The 19377-nt window shown below is 61.7% G+C and carries 16 protein-coding genes; 12 read left to right on the top strand and 4 right to left on the bottom strand.

Annotated elements, in window-relative coordinates:
* Positions 1–84: 84 nt before the first annotated feature.
* The 3 genes from H163_RS0117770 to H163_RS0117760 form a co-directional block, all read right to left on the bottom strand.
* Positions 85–3159: an AAA family ATPase gene (locus H163_RS0117770; protein WP_019965966.1), complete on the bottom strand. Its 3075-nt coding sequence runs from the start codon at positions 3157–3159 to the stop codon at positions 85–87.
* Positions 3156–4295, bottom strand: coding sequence for an exonuclease SbcCD subunit D (locus H163_RS0117765; protein ID WP_019965965.1), 1140 nt, complete (start codon positions 4293–4295; stop codon positions 3156–3158). The genes H163_RS0117770 and H163_RS0117765 overlap by 4 nt, the downstream gene beginning before the upstream one ends.
* A 278-nt stretch (positions 4296–4573) precedes the next feature.
* A complete protein-coding gene (locus H163_RS0117760) occupies positions 4574–5470 on the bottom strand; it encodes a LysR substrate-binding domain-containing protein (protein ID WP_019965964.1) in 897 nt (298 codons plus the stop codon).
* A 186-nt stretch (positions 5471–5656) separates the two neighbouring features.
* Between H163_RS0117760 and H163_RS0117755 the strand changes: the two genes are divergently transcribed.
* The 12 genes from H163_RS0117755 to H163_RS0117700 all read left to right on the top strand — a co-directional run bounded on the left by H163_RS0117755 (position 5657) and on the right by H163_RS0117700 (position 16948).
* Positions 5657–6658, top strand: coding sequence for a hydroxyacid dehydrogenase (locus H163_RS0117755; RefSeq protein WP_026356007.1), 1002 nt, complete (start codon positions 5657–5659; stop codon positions 6656–6658).
* 10 nt (positions 6659–6668) lie between these two features.
* Positions 6669–7349 (top strand): RraA family protein, encoded by a 681-nt coding sequence (locus tag H163_RS0117750; protein WP_019965962.1) that lies wholly within the window; start codon positions 6669–6671, stop codon positions 7347–7349.
* Between the two features lie 24 nt (positions 7350–7373).
* Positions 7374–8333, top strand: a complete 960-nt coding sequence (locus H163_RS0117745; protein ID WP_019965961.1) for a Bug family tripartite tricarboxylate transporter substrate binding protein — start codon at positions 7374–7376, stop codon at positions 8331–8333.
* Positions 8334–8396: 63 nt separating this feature from the next.
* A complete protein-coding gene (locus H163_RS0117740) occupies positions 8397–8858 on the top strand; it encodes a tripartite tricarboxylate transporter TctB family protein (RefSeq protein WP_019965960.1) in 462 nt (153 codons plus the stop codon).
* A 6-nt stretch (positions 8859–8864) separates the two neighbouring features.
* Entirely contained in the window at positions 8865–10373 is a 1509-nt protein-coding gene (locus H163_RS0117735) for a tripartite tricarboxylate transporter permease (RefSeq protein ID WP_019965959.1), read from the top strand.
* A 2-nt stretch (positions 10374–10375) separates the two neighbouring features.
* Complete coding sequence (locus H163_RS0117730; protein ID WP_019965958.1) at positions 10376–11419, top strand: amidohydrolase family protein; 1044 nt, start codon at positions 10376–10378, stop codon at positions 11417–11419.
* A 5-nt stretch (positions 11420–11424) separates the two neighbouring features.
* A complete protein-coding gene (locus H163_RS0117725; protein ID WP_019965957.1) occupies positions 11425–12360 on the top strand; it encodes a tripartite tricarboxylate transporter substrate binding protein in 936 nt (311 codons plus the stop codon).
* 59 nt (positions 12361–12419) lie between these two features.
* A complete protein-coding gene (gene dctP / locus H163_RS0117720) occupies positions 12420–13394 on the top strand; it encodes a TRAP transporter substrate-binding protein DctP (protein ID WP_026356005.1) in 975 nt (324 codons plus the stop codon).
* 1 nt (position 13395) lies between these two features.
* Positions 13396–13914, top strand: coding sequence for a TRAP transporter small permease (locus tag H163_RS0117715; protein ID WP_019965955.1), 519 nt, complete (start codon positions 13396–13398; stop codon positions 13912–13914).
* Positions 13914–15206 carry a TRAP transporter large permease gene (locus tag H163_RS0117710; RefSeq protein WP_019965954.1) on the top strand — a complete coding sequence of 431 codons (1293 nt, stop codon included), beginning with the start codon at positions 13914–13916 and terminating at the stop codon, positions 15204–15206. The genes H163_RS0117715 and H163_RS0117710 overlap by 1 nt, the downstream gene beginning before the upstream one ends.
* 4 nt (positions 15207–15210) lie before the next feature.
* Positions 15211–16176 carry an SMP-30/gluconolactonase/LRE family protein gene (locus H163_RS0117705; protein WP_019965953.1) on the top strand — a complete coding sequence of 322 codons (966 nt, stop codon included), beginning with the start codon at positions 15211–15213 and terminating at the stop codon, positions 16174–16176.
* 181 nt (positions 16177–16357) lie between these two features.
* Complete coding sequence (locus H163_RS0117700; RefSeq protein WP_026356004.1) at positions 16358–16948, top strand: exopolysaccharide biosynthesis protein; 591 nt, start codon at positions 16358–16360, stop codon at positions 16946–16948.
* 75 nt (positions 16949–17023) lie between these two features.
* On the opposite strand, the gene H163_RS23770 is transcribed toward H163_RS0117700, so the two are convergent.
* Complete coding sequence (locus H163_RS23770) at positions 17024–19372, bottom strand: Kelch repeat-containing protein (protein ID WP_019965951.1); 2349 nt, start codon at positions 19370–19372, stop codon at positions 17024–17026.
* Positions 19373–19377 lie beyond the last annotated feature (5 nt).

Genomic DNA, 19377 nt, shown 5'->3' with positions numbered 1-19377 from the left:
CCGCCCACAACAGTTCCTGTTCTTTCCTATCCGGGAGGTTCCTTGCCGGATAAGGATGCCTGACTGGGGTCCCCTCAAGGGCGGTCAGTCCTGCCCGCGCTCCCCGATGCTGCTGCCGCCTGCGCTCTTCTTGACGTAGAAGCCGTTGGGAATGGCTTCCTGCACCTGCGGCACATGGGAAATCAGGCCGACGGCCCGGTTTTGGCTGACCAGCGCGCCCAGCACCTGCAATACCTGATCGAGTGTGCCTGAGCCGTTCTCCGTATCGAGACTGCCAAAGCCTTCGTCGATGAAGATCGTGTCGAGCCGCACCTTGCCGCTGGCGCCTTCCACAACATCGGCAAGGCCAAGTGCAAGGGCGAGGGCGGCGATGAAGCTTTCGCCGCCCGAGAGCGTGCCCGTGCCGCGCGCCTTGCCCGTGTGCATGTCGAAGACCTGAATGCCAAGGCCGCGCTTGCCGGCGCCTGTGCCGTCCATGTCGCGCTCCAGCCGGTAGCGGCTCGCCGTCATCGGCGCCAGCCGCAGGTTGGCCGCCTCCAGCACCTGATCGAACATGGCACCGATGGCAAAGGTCTCCAGCGTCAGCTTCTGCGGGTTGCCGCCATTCACCAGCGCTGCAAGCGCCCGCAAGGGGGCTGTTTCAGCCTCTGCAGCCTTCGCCTTCTCGACCATCCCAGACAGGGAGGTCTTGACGCGCTCGAGGTGGGCCGCCCGGCTGGCGGCTGCGGCGCGCTCTTCCGATGCCAGTGTCAGCTTTTCAGCAAAGGCTGCATGCGCCTCACGCAAGGAGGCGGTATCCGGGCGGCTGGCATCGCCGGTCGCCAGCGCCGCTGCGCTGGCGGCGTCTTCCGCGCTCCGGTGCTCGCGCCAGAAGGCTTCAACTGTTTGCCTGTTGGCTTCAAGCGTTGCGATCGCCGGTTTGAGAGACTGAAAAGCCTCAAGGCTCAAGTCCGCTCCGGCAAGCCTTGCAGCAAATGCCTCCTCGGCCTTCAGCTGCCGCTCCTGACAGCTCAGATGCTGCGCCTTGGCGTTCTCGAGGTCGCGTGCGGCGGCAAGGGCCTTTTCCCGTGCAGCCCGGTCAGCTGCGGCGGCTGCCGTCCGCCCGGCCACAAGCTTGTCCAGCGCCTGCGAGACCTTTTGAAGGGCCGCAGCAAGGGCCTGCGGGCTCCTGAGGTCTGCGGGCACGTCTGCAAGCTGGCTGTCCCTGGCGCTGATGGCGGACGTTGCCGTGTTGCGGCTTTCTTCGAACTGATCCCGCAGCCTGTCGCGCTCCAGTTCAAGGGCTGCAAGTTGCCGGTCCAGCGCGGCAAGACCGTCTTCGGCAGACGCGCCATCTGCCTCCTGCCCGAGCGCAGCGAGCGCGTCTGCCAGCTGTTTCAGCTGTCCGGCCAGAAGCGGCGCAGGCTCTTCGGGCTGTGCAAGCGCGGCAAGGCGCGCTTCCCGCTCCGCCTGTGTTGCCTTGAGGCCTGCCAGCTTTTCAGCCGCCTGGCTCACCTCGCGGCTGGCTGCCTCCCATGCGGCCTTTGCCGTCCGGAAGGCCGCGTCCAGGCCTGCGTTTGCGGCTTCGCCCGTGGCGGGTGCCGGATGCTCGGTCGCGCCGCAGACGGGGCAGGGCGCGCCCGGCTCCAGCCGGGTGGCCAGATGCAGCGCCTGAGCGCCCGAAAGGCTCTGTTCAGCGGCATCAAGATCCCGCTGTGCCTGTCCGGCCTTTTCCTGGGTTGCGGCATGAACAAGCTGCTGCCGCTCTTCCGCGTTACGGGCTGCAGACACCTCCTCAAGCGCTCTGGCATAGGCGGATGCAGCCGCGTGTCTTGCGTCAAGCTCCCGGTGCTGTCCGGTGAGAAGGGTGCGCTGCTTTTCGGTCTCGCGCTGCACCCTCAAGGTTTCCTGCGCCCGGTCCCGCTCCTGCCGCAGGCTGGCAAGCCTGCCTTGCGCCGTCTCCAGCTTGGCTGCTGCCTCTTCCTGTGCCTTCAGCGCGGCGGTGGCTGTTTCGCCGCTTCCGGCAGCCGCTTCCAGAACACGGCCATAGCGGACGAGGTCGTCCTTCTGGCGGCGCAGTGTCTCCACGTCGTCAGACCGCGCCTCCTCGCGCTGCAGCGCCAACTCTGCCTCTGCCGCCGCTTTTGCGGTTTTCCCGGCGCTCTCTGCCGCGCTCTGCAGAACACCGGCGGCCTTCGCGGTCTCCGCCTTTGTGTCTTTCACCCGCTCTTCGGGGTCGAGCAGGCCGCGCGCAAGATCTGCCTGCCGCACCTGTCCGGCCAGCGTCTCAATCTGCTGGCGTGATGCTTCCAGTTCTGTCAGCCGCGCCTGCGCCTGATCTGCGGCGGTGAATTTCTCCTCAAGGGTCTCTGCGAGCCGCAGGCGTTTTTCGGCGGCTTCCGTTTCCGCTCTCGCCTCCGTCTGGGCGAGCTCGAGCCCGGCAAGGCGGGCCTGAGCCGCTTCGATGCCCTCATCCAGTGCATCGAAGCTCTCGAAGCCTTCCGCATTCAGCTGCCGGGCGGACAGGGCCAGCTCCTCGCGCACATGCCGCTCGGCAGCCTCGGCTTCCGATTTCAGATCCGCCATGAGCGCTTCATAGCGGGAGACATCGAAGAGCTCGCGCAGGATCTCCAGCCGCTCCTTTGTCTTGGCGGCGAGAAACTCCTCAAAGCGGCCCTGCGGCAGCAGCACGATCTGGCGGAACTGGCGCGCGCCATAGCCGAGCAGATCCTCGATGGCCGCATCCACATCCCGCACCTTCTTTTCGGCGATGATGCGGCCGCGCTGCGTCTGTGAAATCTCCTCCGGCTCCAGACCGGAGGCATCGAAGAGATAGGCTTCATGCGCGCTGCGGGTTTCGCCGCCGCCCCGGGTCTTGAGGCGCATCTGTTCCGGGCGGCGCAGGGCGGTGTAGCGGCGCTCTGCGATGTCGAAGACAAATTCGACTTCGGTCGGCATGTCCGCATCGGCATGGTCCGACCGCAGCGAGGAGGCGTCCTGCTCGGCCTTGGCGGCCTCGCCGAAAAGGGCGAAGGTCATGGCGCTGAAGATGGTCGATTTGCCCGAGCCTGTCTGGCCATAGATGCCGAAAAGGCCGGCATCGACTGCCTTGCGGAAATCAATGGTGACCCGGCCGGGGTAGGGGCCGAAGGCCTGAAGGGTGAGCTTGACCGGTCTCATTGCCCGTCCTCCTTCACGCGCAGGCGCTCCAGCGCGGCGCCGAGAACCTTCAGTTCCGCCTCAGACAGGCGATTGCCGCGCACCTGTTCCAGGAAATCGCCCATCACCGTCACCGGGTCGGCCGCCGCCACCGTGTAGCTGGCGGATTTCGTCTCCGGCGCACGCTGATGGCACTCGTAGACGAGTTCGCAGGCATTGGGAAACACCTCCCGCAGCCGCTTCATGCCATCGATGACCGGTGCCTCATCGGTGAGAACGGCCTTGATGAAATCGCCCGAGGGCGGTGCCTGAAGCAGCTCTGCATGTGTTCCCTTCAGCACGCGCACCCGGCGCAGCGGCGCGAAGGGGATTTCCTCAACCCTGGTCTGGCCTGCTGCATCCAGCTCGACAAGGCTCATGGATTTCGCACAGTCGGCCTCATCGAAACCGAAAGCCAGAGGCGACCCGGAATAGCGGATATGGGGTGCTCCCACCTCCTGCGGCCTGTGCAGATGCCCGAGCGCAACATAGTGGGCGCCAGCGAACACCTCCGTGCTGACGGTCTCGATGCCGCCGACCCGGGTCAGGGGCCGTTCGCTTTCGCTGTTGGAGGCTCCGGCCACAAAGGCGTGTGCGACAGCGACCCAGCGCGCCCCTTCGGGCAGATTGCCGCGGGCGCTGGCGATCTGGGCGCGCAGCACGTCCTCAGGGCTCTGCAAGGTCTCGTCGGACAAACACTCGCGAGCAGCGTGCTCATAGGCAAAAGGCAGGCCAGTGAAGGCCACCGGTCCTGCTGCATCCTGTAGAACGAGCGGCATCTCGCTGGCGCTGATGACACCCCGGATCAGGGCGCGGCGTGTGTCGGTCATGACGGACATTGCGGCAATGCGGTCGCCGGAATCATGATTGCCGGCGATCATCACCACAGCCGCGCGGGTCTGAGAGGCGACCTGCGATAGAAAGGTGTTGAACTGGCGGACGGCGGGGGCAGGCGGCGCGGCCCGGTCGAAAATATCCCCGGCGATGACGAGGACATCCGCATCCCTGGACACGAGCGCATCAAGGATCTGGCCAAGGATGGCATCATGATCTGCCTCCAGCGGCAGGCCGTTGAACTGCCGCCCGAGATGCAGATCTGCCGTGTGGAGTATCCTCATGCGTATACCTGTCAGGTTTTGAACGCATGAGGTTTAAAGGCAGACCGGCTGCTTCGTCTACCTGCAGTATGTCCGGTCCGGCGGGGCAGCCACCGCCTGTCGGTCATCTGCCGCCGGACCGCCCGCTGGAAAAGTCTCGCGGCTCCCCTCAGAGGCTTCTGGCAAATCTGGTGCTGTGCACCAAGGCGGCGCATGCGTCTTCGAGAGACCTGAGAACCACCGGCTCGGTTCCCGGCAGTGGCGATCGGAGCCCCCTTTGCCTGCGACCGCCAGACCCGTTACTGCCTGACATTCCGTGACAAGCCGTGCTCTCCGCAAAGGCTGGCGAGCATTTCGTGCAGATCCCCGATAATTTCTGTACGGGGCGAGACTGTCCGTTCCACTATTCCGATCTGCCGTGTCAGCTGAGGGTCGCCAAAGGCCAATTTCACGAGCTCCAGGTCTTCAGGTTCCTGAAGAGCCACATGCGGGACTATCGACACGCCGAGCCCCTGCCTGACGCAGGTAACGATCGAGCCGATTGTATCGATCTCGGCGATGTCCTGCGTCACGATTCCAAGCCGGGAAATCTCGGCATCTATGACGTTCGCCAGTGGCACCGCACTTCTGAAGCGAATGTAGGGCGTTTCCGTCAGCAGCTTTACAGCATTCGTTTCCCGTGTTCCCTTCGGTGCAATCAGCCAAAGAGGTTCGCGCAGGAACGGGCTCCACCGCAATGCTGGCGGTATGCCCATGTGATCAGCCACAATGGCTGCATCCAGCCGTCCACCGGCCACATCAGCAATCAGGATGGACGACTGGGATATTCGCAGGCTGGTCTTGAGCTGAGGGTACTGCGTACGCATCTGCACGATCGCCCGGGGCAGGAGATTGAGCGCACTCGAGCGCACCGAGCCGATGATCAGTGTGCCCGCGATCTTCTCACCTTTCAGGCTGGCTTTTACATCTTCCTCTTGCCGCAGAATGTTTCTGGCCATTTCCAGAACCTGCATTCCCTGCGGCGTCAGCGTCGGCGGTCTGGATGTGCGGTCAAAGAGCTGCGCTCCCAGCTCCATCTCAAGGGCGTGAACTTGCTGACTTACAGCCGAAGGCGTGAGCCCGACCACGTCCCCGGCCTTTGCGAATGTGCCATGCGTGACAATTGCCACGAGTGTCTTCAGCTGACGCGTATCCATCTTTAAATCCAGTTTTTCTACATCTAATAAGCAAAAATATTCGCTTTTGTGAAGTTATTCTCTCCATTAACGTTCTCCGACGGGAGGATTGCAGGTGTGCCGCCGGGAGCCGGCCGCCTGACCAATCGAAAAAATCAGACGGATTGACGAATGCCTGCGCAGGGCATTCGTTTGGAGAAGTGTGCGATGAAACGAACCATTCTCGTAACCGGACCGGACCTTGATCCGAGTGCGAAGAAGCTCTTGGCCGAATTTGGTTATGAGGCCGTACACACCCCGCCCTATGCCGACAGCGGCGTCATTTCCGAATATCTGAAATCCTCGGGCGCCGTGGGGATTGTCTCGCGCATGGGCCGGATCGATGAAAGCGTCATGGCCGGTGCGCCGCATCTGCGCGTGATTTCCAAGCATGGCGTGGGCGTCGACAACATCGATCTTGAGGCTGCGGCGCGGCGCGGCATTCCGGTGCTGGTTGCCGCTGGCGCCAACGCTGTCTCTGTCGCGGAACATGCGATCGCGCTGCTTCTGGCCGTCGTGAAGCGCATCCTGCCGCTTGACGCGGGGCTGCGCGCAGGCCGCTGGGAAAAGCCGGGCTTTGCGGGCCGCGAAATTGCTGGTGCCACGATGGGGCTTTTTGCAATGGGCGCGATTGCCCAGGCGACCGGCCGCATGGCGCAGGGGCTCGGCATGAAGGTCATCGGCTATGATCCCTATGCTGACGACAGCGTATTCGAGACCCTGGGCGCCGAGCGCTGCACCAGCTTTGAGGACATGCTCTCGCGCTCGGATATTCTGAGCCTGCATAGCCCGCTGACGGAGCAAACCCGCAACATCCTTGATGCCAGTGCCATCGCACGCATGCCGGGAGGCAGCTATGTGATCAACACCGCACGCGGTGGTTTGATCGACGAGACGGCGCTTCTTGAAGCCATTCAGAGCGGACATCTGGCTGGCGCTGGGCTCGACACCTTTGCAGTCGAACCTCCCAGGGCAGACCACCCCTTCTTCGCAGAGCCCCGGATTGTGCTGACACCGCATATTGGCGGCGTGACGCGCGAAGCAGGCGCGCGGGTGGGTGTCGAGGCGGTTAGCGGCATTTTTCAGGTGCTGGCCGGGGAGCCTGTGCCGCCGTCGCGAATTGCGAACCGCAAGCTCCTTGATGCCGCCAATCGCTCACTTGCCGAATAGAGGATTAGAAATGTCTACTGGTTTCCGTATCAACAATCGCGGGAAAGTCGCCTCGAAAGAACTGGTCGACGCCTTTGCCGTGCTTCCGGTCGCCAATGTCTCGGATGCCATGGCCCGCATGACAGCTGCCGGGCCAACGCTTCGCCCCATGCATGCATCAGGTGGAATGGCCGGGGTTGCCTTGACGGTCAAATCGCGTCCTGGCGACAATCTCATGCTGCACAAGGCCATCGATATGGCGGTGCCCGGCGACGTTATTGTCGTTGATGGGGGCGGTGACCTGACGAACGCGCTGATGGGTGAGCTGATGCTCGCCTATGCGGTCAAGAAAGGCGTCGCCGGTTTCGTTCTGAATGCAGCCATTCGCGATGCCGATGCCTTCGTATCGACCAACCTGCCGACCTTCGCCGCTGGTGTTACACATCGCGGCCCTTACAAAGACGGTCCCGGTGAAATCAACGTTCCGATCAGCATCGGCGGCATGGTGATCGAGCCGGGGGACATCATGCTCGGCGATTCCGACGGGGTTCTCTGCGTTCCGCTCGCCGATGCCCAAGCCATCCTCAGCAGGACACAGGCCAAGCAAGATGCCGAGGCCAAGCAAATGCAGGCGATCGCTGCCGGCACGAATGACCGGACTTGGGTTGACGCCACGCTGAAGAAACTGGGGTGCGCATTTCCAGAAAACTGAAATAAAAGTGGAGGAGGAAATACCATGTTGAAGTTGATGAAGAAGACGGCACTTCTGGCGCAAGCTGTCGTTCTGTCTGCGGGCACCGTGATGGCCGCTGATTACCCAAACAAGCCAATTGAGGTGATCGTAGGCTTTGAGGCCGGTGGAGGCACGGACGTCATGGCTCGGACGGCTGCTCCGTTCATCGAGAAATATCTCGGCCAGGGCGCAAGCGTCGTCATCAAGAACGTACCCGGTGCCAGCGGGCAGATCGGTGTGACCGAGGTGGCCCACGCGTCTGCGGACGGCTACACGCTTGGCACGTTCAATCTTCCGGGAATGATGGCCCGCACGATTGACCGCAAGGCTGAATACGAGGTCGACAGCTTCACCTACCTTGGCAATGTGGTGAACGACCCCAACGTGATCGTGACATCCAAGGCAAGTGGTCTCGATACGCTCGACAAGCTGATCAGCGAGGCAAAGGCGAATCCGGGTGCGATCACTGTGGGCATGTCGAGCCTCGGCGGTGACGATCACTTCGCCCTGATCAAGCTTCAGAACCTCTTGAGCACCGACTTTACGATTGTTCCGTTCAAAGGGTCTGCGCCTGCGCGCACGGCGCTGCTTGGCGGCCATGTTGCTATGGGTATTCTCAACATCTCCGAAGTCGCCGAGTTCCGGGAGCAGCTTAATGTGCTGGGCGTTGCTCTCGACCAGCGCTCCCAGTTCGCGCCTGACCTGCCGACATTCAAGGAACAGGGGCTCGACCTCGTAAATGGCGCCATGCGCGGGTTCGTCGCACCGGCTGGATTGCCGGACGACGCCCGGGCCAAGCTCATGGATGCGTTCTCCAAGCTCAAGGACGATCCCGAGTTCCTGAAGGCCATGCAAGATACCGCCAATCCGGTGGAGGTTGTCACGGGCGACGACTTCAAGGCGATGACCAAGGATATTCACGATCTGGCGAAGGGTGTGTGGGAAACCACGCCCTGGAACTGATCCGCCTCAGGCACGCAGCTCCTGGCTGCGTGCCCTTCCCGCATCATCGAATGGAGCCGGATCATGTCCGCAACCCGTCCCTCTCGCCTGACGCGCCCGGAGACCTTGACTGCAATCGGCATCATCATCGTTGCAGGTGCACTCCTCGTTCCGGCACTTGAATTCAGGCCGATTTCCGCCCTTCTTCCGGTCTCCATGCTGGCCGGCATGATCGTGCTGTCGCTTGCCCTGCTCATCAAGGACCAGAAAAACGCCGCAAAAGGCCATGTGGCGAAGCCTATGATGGTGGCGCCGCCGCGTGTCGCTGGCGCCTTCCTTCTGATCACCGGCTACGTGGTCGCAACCGGTCTGATCGGCTTCTATCTCTCGACCGCCATTACGGTCCCGCTGGTCGCCTATGCTTTCGGTTACCGGAGCGTGCCTGGCCTGCTGACTGCCACTCTCATCGTTGTCGGTGCCATCTACGCGATCTTCGATTTCGCGATGGCACAGCAATTTCCCGTCGGCATTGTGTGGGCAAGGTAAGCAGACATGTACTACGAACTGTTGCACGCGCTTCCCGAGGTCCTGAGGTTCTCGAACTTCCTTGCCGTGGTCATCGGAGTCGTCGCCGGTATCATCGTCGGAGCCATGCCCGGCTTGAGTGCCACCATGGCCATCTCGGTCCTTGTGCCTTTCACCTTTGGCCTGGAGCCGCTCGTGGCCCTCGGTCTCATGGCTGGCATCTACAATGGCGCCATGTATGGCGGGGCCATTCCGGCCATCCTCCTGCGCATTCCCGGCACTCCGGCCGCAGTCGCGACCACGTTCGACGGCTACCCGATGGCCCAGAAAGGCGAGGGTGGTTTTGCCCTGCAGGTCGCTGTCGTGTCCTCGTCGATTGGCGGTATTGCAAGCGCCTTTGCCCTCATGCTGCTTGCGCCTCCCTTGTCGAATGTCACCTTGCTGTTCGGTCCGTCGGAAGTCTTCTGGGTGGCGATCTTTGGTCTTGCCAGCATCATTTTTCTGCTCGGCGGAAGTCCGGTCAAAGGGCTGCTCAGCGCCTGTTTCGGGGTGTTTGTATCGGTCGTCGGATCGGATCCGATCTTCGGGACGGACCGCTTTACCTTCGGCCAGCTTGAGCTGCTGGACGGGATCAACATCGTCATTCTGCTCGTCGGGCTCTATGCGCTTCCGCCTGTGATCGATCTGCTCGAAGTGCCACTCAAGACCGAGGGCGTGAGCAGCAGCAAACTGGGAACAGAACCACTTTGGCGCGCGCTTCCGCGTATGGGGCGTTTCTGGAAAACCTGGATACGCTCTTCAATCATCGGCATCTGGATCGGTATCCTGCCCGGTGCCGGCGGCTCGATGGCGGCTTTCATGTCCTATAATGAGGCACGCCGCGCCAGCAAGACACCCGAAACATGGGAAAAGGGCGAGCCGGAAGGCGTTGCTGCTGCCGAGACCGCCAACAATGCCGATACCGCATCTGCGCTTATTCCGGCCCTGACACTGGGCATACCCGGCACGGCCGTTGCCGCCGTCATGCTGGGTGGGCTGCTGATCCATGGTCTGCAGCCGGGGCCGATGCTGTTCCGCGACAATCCGGACATCGTCTTCGGCTTCATGTGGCAGTTCCTGTTTGGCGCCGTGCTGCTGGTTTTGCTCGGAGGTTCGCTTGCCACCAACAGCTTCGCACGGCTTTTGAACCTGCCGCGCCCGCTGCTCGGGTCTGTCATCATCGTCTTGATGCTGATCGGCGTCTATTCGATCCATGGCCGCATGTTCGATGTCTATCTCATGCTCGGTTTCGGGGCGATCGGCTATGTCATGGACAAGCTGAAGTTCCCGCTTCCACCCGTCGTCCTGGGGTTGATCCTCGGCGCCTTTGCAGAGGAGAACCTGCGGCTTGCATTGCGCATCGGCCGTGGTGACTGGTCGATCCTGTTTGCCAACACGACGAGCCTTGTCATCGTCGCGCTCACGGTGGCTGTCGTGGTTGGCCCCATGATCAAACGGCGCCTCGGCAACAGAAAAGCTGCAAGCCCGGAGGCCTGATCATGGCAAAGGCCAATCCACATTTTGTGGTGAGAGATGACTGGCTGGCACAGGCGCAGGAAGAGATCCTTGCGCCGGAACAGCCGATCCTCGACGCGCATCATCATCTGTGGGTGAGGCCCGGCGGCCGGTATGCTGCCGCCGAGTTCCTGGACGACGTTTCGTGCGGGCATGATGTCCGCGCGAGCATCTATGTCCAATGCCGCACGGGCTACAACATGGATGCCGAACCTGCCCTGCAGCCGGTGGGGGAAGTGGAAACAATCCTGAACTGGTGCCGGGCACAGCCCGATTATCCCGCTGCCCTGGTTGCCTTTGCAGATCTGCAGCTGGGCAGTGAGGTTCGCCGCGTTCTGGACCCGTTAATGGAAGCCGGTGGTGGCAAGGTGCGCGGCATCCGCAACACCACTGCCTACCATCCCCATCCTGCCGTGCGCTCCAATCCGAACCCGCCGCCCGATGGGTTGTTGCGGAGCGATGCATTTCTGGAGGGTGCAAGGGTGCTCGCCAAGAATGGCCTCACGCTGGATATCTGGGCCTATCATACGCAGCTTGGCGAGGTATTCGATCTGGCTGCTGCCGTGCCGGACCTCACGGTGGTGATCGACCATTGCGGTGGTCCCCTGGGTGTCGGGCCCTACAGGCTTTCGGGGCAAGAGGTGCTGGCGGACTGGCGGAAATCCATCACTGCCTTGGCACAATTGCCGAATACCCGCATCAAGATCGGCGGGTTTGGCCTGACGGTTCTCGGCTACCGCTACGCTGACGCACCGCAGCCCCCGCATTCCGGGCAGCTTGCAAGTGACTGGGCGCCTTACTTCTTCCATTGCCTTGAGACCTTCGGGCCGCAACGCGCCATGTTCGAGAGCAATTTTCCCGTCGACAAGGGGCAGTTCAGCTACGGCGCCTTGTGGAATGCGTTCAAACGGCTTTCGGAAGACCTCTCAGCCGAGGAGCGTGACGACCTTTTTTGGCGGACCGCGTCGCGTTCCTATGGACTGGATGAGCAGATTTTTACCAAAGACAGAGGGAGGACTGTGTCTTGAAGAGAATGCTTCTAACACTGGCGATAAGCGCGCTTAGCTGCGCGCCCGCCTTCGCCGGGTTTCCCGAAAAGCCGATCGAAATCGTCGTGGGCTACTCCGCAGGCGGTGGCACCGACGTGATGGCGCGCACGGTTGCGCAGTATCTGGAAAAGGAGTTGGGCGAGGGGGCGTCCGTCATCGTGAAGAACATGCCCGGCGCGGGCGGTCTGATCGGCTTTACCGAGGTCGCAAAGGCGGCACCCGATGGCTATACGCTCGGCACTTTCAACCTGCCGGCGGCCTTCGCCCTCACAAAGGACCGGCCGGCCGGCTACGGTGTCGACAGCTTCACCTATCTTGCGAATTTCGTCGATGACCCGAACACCGTCGTCGTCAGCGCCTCGTCGGAGTTTGAAAGCCTCGAGGAGCTCATGGCTGCGGCAAAGGAGAACGCTGGCGCGGTCACCTTCGGTCTTGCCTCACTTGGGGGCAATGATCATTTCGCGGCGAATATGCTGGCCGATGCTGCGCAGGCAGAGTTCACGCTCGTTCCCTTCAAGGGAGCTGCCTTGGCGCGCACGGCGCTCCTGGGCGGGCATGTCGCCGCTGGCACCATGGCACTGAGCCAGACCACGAGCTTCAAGGACGATATCAGAGTGCTCGCCGTACTTTCTGACAAGCGTTCCGCCTTCCGCCCCGACGTGCCGACGGCCAAGGAACTCGGATTTGACGTGGAGATGTCGTCTCTTCGCGGCATCGTCGCTCCAGCCGGCATGGATGCAGAGATCACTGGCAAGCTTCGCGATGCACTGAACGCAGTCAATTCGAACCCGGACTTCCAGAAAGCGATGGCTGATCAGGGCAATCCGATGGCCTTTGTCGCGGGAGACGCTTTTGCGGACCTGGCCCGGAAACAAGATGGCGTCGCTCAGGCCATTTGGGACAAGAATCCGTGGAAATGACGTCACAGCTTGGATGATCCGGACACTGAAAAGACGGACTTCAACAGGAGGAGAAACGAATGAAACTGTCGACAATGGGCGCAGTGATTGCCGTCGTGGCATCGGCAACACTGGCCAAGGCTGAAGACTGGACTGCCTATACCTATTCCGCTGTTTCCACGACGGCTGCGGTCACGGGCATGAACCGCATCGCCGAACGCGTTGGCAAGGAGACCGATGGCGAGCTGACCATGACGCTGCATCTGGGCAAGACGCTGCAGATTGCGTCTTCCGACATCACGCAGGCGGTCGGCGACAACATCGTCAACTTTGCCGCTGACTTCTTCTTCTCCGGCAGCGTGCCGATCGCCCGTGTCCTCAATCTGCCGATGCTGATCGAGAATGACGACGAGTGGGCCAAGTCGGCCGCCGCGATGGAACCGATCCTGGTCAAGGCCTTCGCGCAACAGGACGTCACCTTGCTCGGCGGATACCGTTATCCGGAGCAAACCATTTTCACGACGTTCGAGATGAAAAGCCTTGCCGATATGAAGGGTCACAAGATCCGCGTGACCTCGCCCGAGCAGGGCAAGTTCGTTGAAGCATTCGGCGGGGCGCCGATCACGCTTGCCGGGACAGAGGTGCCGACCGCCCTCGAGCGTGGCGTTATTGAGGGCGTGCTGACTGCCAGCGCCGGTGGTGCGAAAAACTGGCACGAGTTTCTGCCCTTCAACTATCGCTTTCCCGTCAACTACGGCAACTCGATGATCATCGCCAACACCGGCTCTTTCGATGCTCTGAGCGAGAAAGATCAGCAGATTCTCCGCAAGATCGTTGCCGAGGAGGGGGCTGCCACCACCAGGGAGTTCATCGAGGACGAGACCGTGCAGAAGACTGCACAGGCCAATGGCGGCATGAAGATTGTTGAGCTTGCGGACGGTGATCTCGCAACGGCCCGCGAAAAGCTCGCCCCCTACTGGGAGGCGTGGGCGAAGGAGAACGGTCCTGAATATGAGGAAGCCCTGAAGATCATCCGCGCGGCCATTGGAAAGTAAGATGAACGGCGATTTTCCTCAAGGGCAAGCGTCGGCAGGCCTGTTCTTTGACATTATTGCTGCGGTGGCGAAATTCGCCACCGCAGCGGTGCTGATTGCACTTGTCCTGCTCGTTGCGGGCGAAGCTGTGTCCCGCAGTCTTTTCAACTATTCCCTGGGATTTGCGGAAGAGATAACCGGCTATTGTGTCGTCATGCTGACCTTCTTCGGCGCCGCGATCGCCATGCGCCGCGGCAACCTGTTTCAGGTCCATTTTCTCTACGACACGCTGCCGGAGGCCGGACGGGTCTGGGTTACGCGGATCTTCGTTCTTGTGGCACTGATCATCTGTGGTGTGCTGATCTGGAAGACCAACGATCTGATGCTGAGCTCATTCAGTCGCGGCAAGTTCGCGCCGACCGTACTGCGGACACCGCTCTGGATTCCGCAATTGCTGCTTCCGGCCGGTTTCAGCGTGATCGGCATCTTCCTCATCGAACAATTCCTGCTGACCATTGGCAGGTTCAAGGGTAATTCCTGATGGACGCGATCCTTGCTTTTGGACTCCTGATTGGCCTCATACTGGGGGGCATGTGGGTCCAGTTCGCCGTAGCTGGCGCAGGCCTTTTCTATATATGGCTCATGAAGGGGTTCGTGGGCTGGAAGGCCCTCGGCATCGTCAGCTGGGGTTCGGCGAACAGCTTCACGCTGGCGGCCATTCCTCTTTTTGTGTTGATGGCAGAGGTGCTGCTCGGATCCGGTCTCTCGAGCAGGCTCTACAACGGTGTCGCCCCCTTCGTTCGCCGTTTGCCGGGCGGTCTTTTGCATACCAATATCGCGGGCAGCGGAATCTTTGCGGCGATTTCGGGTGGAAGTGCACCTACTGCTGCCGCTATGTCCACGGTTGCCCTGCCGGAGCTTGCAGCGCGCGGTTACGACAAGCGTCTGGTCGCAGGGTCGCTTGCCGCGGGTGGCACGCTCGGCATCCTGATCCCGCCTTCGATTACGATGATCATCTACGCCACATTCACCGAGACCTCGATCGCGCGGCTGTTCGCGGCCGGTCTCGTGCCTGGCATCCTGCTTGCCCTCTTCTATATGGCGTTCATTGCAGCCCGGGTTCTGCTGAACCCTAAACTCGCGCCGAAGACCGGCATACGAAGCTCCTGGCCGGAGCTTGGAGCCGCACTGCTCGACATCGTGCCCTTTCTGATCCTGATCGCGATCGTGCTCGGCAGCATTTATGGCGGTTTTGCCACGCCGACCGAAGCCGGCGCCGTCGGTGTCCTTGGCGCAATCGCCATCGCGGCGCTTTACCGGCGCTTAAGCCTGCAGCTTCTTGCGGATGCCTTGCGCCGCACGGCCACGATGAGCGGTAATATCCTGTTCGTGGTGTTCACCTCGATGATTTTTGCCTATGCGACGGCGCTCTCCGGTGTTGGGGAAGATCTGGTCGCAATGCTGAACGATGCAAACGTGTCGCGCCTGACCTTCCTTTTGATCATCATGGTCACCTTCGCCATCCTTGGCTGCTTCATGGAAGGCCTCGGCATGATTGCGATCATCGTGCCGGTGATCTTTCCGGCGCTGCTCGCGCTCGGGGTCGATCCGGTCTGGTTTGGCGTCTTTGTCGTGATTCTGGTCGAGCTTGGACAACTGACTCCGCCGCTCGGCGTCATTCTGTTTGTCGTCGCCAGTTCCTCGAACGAGGTAAAGGTGGAAGACGTCATCATGGGCACGGCGCCGTTCTTCGCCATCATTCTGATGTTCATGCTGTTGATGATCGCCTTCCCGCAAATCGCGCTCTTTCTGCCATCGATCACCATCGGATAAAGCCATGCACCATACCTATCCTTTCCCCGAACCGGTGATCATCGACGCGGAAGTCTTCGCTGAACTGCCGGCGGAGCTGCGGCGAACCGGTGTTTCGTCCTATTGGGCAGAGCGCAACCGCCGTGGGCAGGCGGTCGACAGTTTCCTTGAGGGGCCGTCCTTCGATCTCGCAGGCAACCTCTGGTTCGTGGATATCCCCTTCGGGCGGATACTCCGCAGCGACCCGTCGGGAAATATTCGCCAGATCGCGGAGTATGAGGGGCAACCGAACGGGCTGAAGATCCATCGTGACGGACGGATCTTCATCGCCGACTTTCAAAACGGGATCATGCAGCTTGACCCGGTGACCGGGGCAATTTCCCATGCGCTCCGCGATTGCGATACGGAGGGGTTCAAGGGCTGCAATGATCTGCATTTCGGCAGCGATGGCGCTCTTTACTTCACGGATCAGGGGCAGACGGGTTTGCAGGACCCCACGGGCAGGGTTTACCGCTGGCAGCCGGAGACCGGCGCGCTCGCATGCTTGATCGACAAGGTCCCGAGCCCGAACGGCCTGGTGCTCGATATCAACGAGCACGTGCTCTATCTCGCCGTGACACGGGCAAACGCCGTCTGGCGTCTGCCGTTGTCGGCGAGCGGACGGGTCAACAAGGCGGGGCTTTTCATCCAGTTTTCCGGTGGCCGGGCCGGGCCGGACGGCCTGGCATTGACGGCGCAAAACGGCGTCGTCGTCTGTCAGACAGGCATGGGCCTTGTATGGGTGCACGACGCACTTGGCCGTCCTGTTGCCGTGGTGCGGTCGCCGCGAGGTCTTGGGACGACAAATTGTGCCTTCGGCGGCCCTTACGGACGTACGCTCTACATTACAGAGTCGGACAGCGGCAGCATCCTGCGGGCTGAGTTTCCCGAAGAGCTGCAGATCTCGGGCGCGCCAATGTTCTCGCATTACCCAAAGACCTCTTCCGCGTAAACGCGGGGAGCGGAGCATAAGTCTCCCGGTCCTGTCCTGCCGGTTTCCTCGGAGGTCAGCCTCAGCATGTGCGCGCTTGCCACTCCTGCCAGCACCCGGCGGAAATGTTCCAGCCTTGGTGGAACAGTCCTGCCTCAGCCGGGTTTCCTGTCAGCGGTAAATGAAAAGGACGGTGCTGGAGATGCAGGACAACAACCTCGTGCTCGGGGTAGTGCTGGACCAACTGGAGGAGGCAGGCAAGGCGGAAGCGGTCAGCATCGGCACGATGGTCGAGGCTATCGGTGCCCGTTCTTTTGCGGCGCTCATGCTCATTTTTGCGCTGATTACCGTATCTCCGGCCAGCATCTTGCCGGGCATGACGACCCTTGTTGCCCTTCTTGAGTTCATTCTGGTGGCGCAGGTGATCCTCGGGCGGCGGCACATATGGCTTCCCGGCATTCTGCACCGGCGGGAAATCTCCGGCGGACGGCTGCGCGGGGCGGTATCCTGGCTGCGCAAACCGGTTGCATTCGTCGATCACATACTTCAGCCGCGCTTCAGCGTATTGACGGAGAAGCCCTGTCTCTATGTCTGGCTGACGATGATCATGGCGCTGACCGTCTTCATGCCATTCATGGAGCTGGTACCTGGCAGTGCCACGATTGCCTCCAGCTTCATTGCCCTGGTCGCCGCCGCAATCCTCACCCGTGACGGGCTGCTGCTGGTCTTCGCAGTCCTGTGCCTCACGGCGCTGTGCTGGACGTTGCACCGTGTCGGTGAAGCCATGCTCTGACAGGTCCGGCCATTAGCCCTCTCGCTGAACGGGCTTGATCTGCTCTCACCATGCCAGGCTCATCGAGAGCTGGTATCATCCCAATCCCCACACGGTGCGGTTTGCCTGTGCTCCGGCCGTGCCGCCGGCGAACCATTGGGCGCCGAGAAACGCGGCAGACGCAACGTTGAGCGTGTCTCCGCTCCAGCCCGGCCCAGCCCCGAAGCTCCAGGGTTTTCCGGGAGCAAGGATATTGTTGTCCGAGATGGCCTTGCCATCGCGGCCTGTTCCGCCGATTACGTAGAGCGATCCGTTGACGACGTTGACGTTGGGGCTGGAGCGGGCCAGCCAGTTGGGCGTGCTCGCAAGGCCGTCCCAATAGAGCCCGTCCATGCTTTGCCAGGCATCGGCGAGCGGTCCATTGGACCCATTGCCTGCTATGATGCACATGGCTCCTCCGAAGACCACCGCACCAAGCGCAGACCGGGTCGGCCAGACCGCCTTGGCCGTGACCTGTGTCCAGTTCACCCCATCCAGAGAGTTCCAGACGTCGCCCAGCGGCTGCCCGTTTGCATCTGCTCCGCCGAAGATCCAGAGTTTACCCGCAAAGGCGAGGCAGGCATGGCGGCTGCGCGGGGACCAGTGGCCATTTGCGGCAGCCTGTGTCCAGGTGACGCCGTCTGCTGAACTCCAGATCTCGTTCACGCTGCCAGCCCGGGTCTTGCCGCCCGTCAGCCACATGCGCCCGTCAAAGACACAGCCAGCGGCATCCCCACGCGGGGAGTAGGCTGCATTGTCGGTCGCGTAGTCCCAGCTGAAGCCATCAATGCTGCGGAAAATTGAGCTTTTCAGTTCTTCGGAGCCTCCAGCCAGGAACCACAGCCGCCCGGCAAAATCAGGGATCAGAACCGGCCGGGAAAACGTGGTCCACAGTCCCGCATTGGCGGCGCTGCGCCAGCCGTTGGGAATGGGTACGATGGTCAGGCTGCTTTGCACAGGCCCGTTCTGCCCCTGTGCCGTGACGGTGTATTGAACCGTGGCGGCGGGGTTGATGACGAGACCTGAGGACGAAAGCGGTACCGTGCTTGAGCCGTTGACCGGCGGGCTGATCGTGCAGGCTGTGGCGGAGGAGGTCGCCCAGGACAGGGAGACCGGATCACCGTAGTGGATCCCGGTGGAGGGGGACGCGCTCAGTTGCTGTGTGAAGCGGACCGGCAGGACATCGATGGTCAGGGGAAGGCTCGTGCGGGTCCCTTGCGTGTCGTTGAAGGCCGTCAGCGTATAGGTTGTCGTCATCGTGGGCGTGACCGCATAGGTGCCCGGCGACTGCACCGGAACCGGCACGCTTTGGCCGTTCACCGGGCTCAATTCGCAGCGGTTTGCATCGAAGGTCCGCCAGTTCAGCGGAACCTGCGTTCCGGCGGCGACATTGTTCTTGCCGGAACTGAAATCCTGGATCGCAAGCTGAGGCGGCCGCTTGTCGATGACCAGCGCCTGAACACCGTCATCGAAACCGGGAATGCCGGAGGACTGAAGGTAGAGGTTGGTGCCTGAGGGTTCGAAGCTGGTGACGATGCCGTCAATCCTGAATTCGACGAGCGCGCTTGCCCCGATCCCGAGAATCTCCTGACTTTTCGGGTAGATGGCCCAGTGGGGAGGGGTTTCCTGGGTGCGATCCTGGATGGTCCAGGTTGTCCCGTAGTCACCGGCGAGTGACACGGTGACGTTCTTCAGCCTGTCGATTGTGGTCAGCGCGCCATAGCCGGGGCCGCTGGTTGCGGTCACGAAGCTGAGATAGAAAACCGGGGTGCCGGGCCATGGCGTATCGGGCGGGACGATTGGCTGCAATGCGGTGTTGTCGAGCCGGAGGATCAGCGCATTCGGCGGGATCGAGCCGCTGTTGTTCACGTCGATGAAGACCGTATTGCCCTCGGCAAAGGAGATTGTCAGCACGTCCGCAAGACGCTTGTGGGTCGATGGGGGCAGTTCGAGGGCGAGGGCGAGCTGCGTTCCGTTGTCGGCAACGCCGGGCACATTGTAATTCGTGACGTTGAATGAACCGGGGCCCGTCTGGCCATCGGCGGCAAGATTGCTCAGGTGGAAGACGAAACTGTCGCCCGGCTGTACCGTGATGTCGGAAACCGGGGTGAGCGCAAAACTTGTCAGCTGGGCCGCCTGCCAGCCAGCGGGCGGGGTTACTTTGATTGCCTGGAATTCTGCCGGCGTCAGGAATGGGGTGATGGTGAAGTAGAGGGATGCCGGGCTCTGTGGTGTGATCTGGCCTTCCGGGACCGGAGTGCCCCCCTTGAAGGTGACCGGTGAGCTGCCGGAGTAGGTAACGGTGAAGACGAGATCGTTCATCGCCGTGTCTTGGGTCACGTAGATGACCGCTTCACCGGTTGTGGCATTGGCGATGGCCAGTCCGATTGATGCCTGTGCGCTCATGCGGT

Origin of the sequence: Pannonibacter phragmitetus DSM 14782 (assembly GCF_000382365.1) — a bacterium.
In the GTDB taxonomy this organism is placed as follows: Bacteria; Pseudomonadota; Alphaproteobacteria; order Rhizobiales; family Stappiaceae; genus Pannonibacter; species Pannonibacter phragmitetus.
This window is presented reverse-complemented; position numbering and strand designations above follow the sequence as displayed.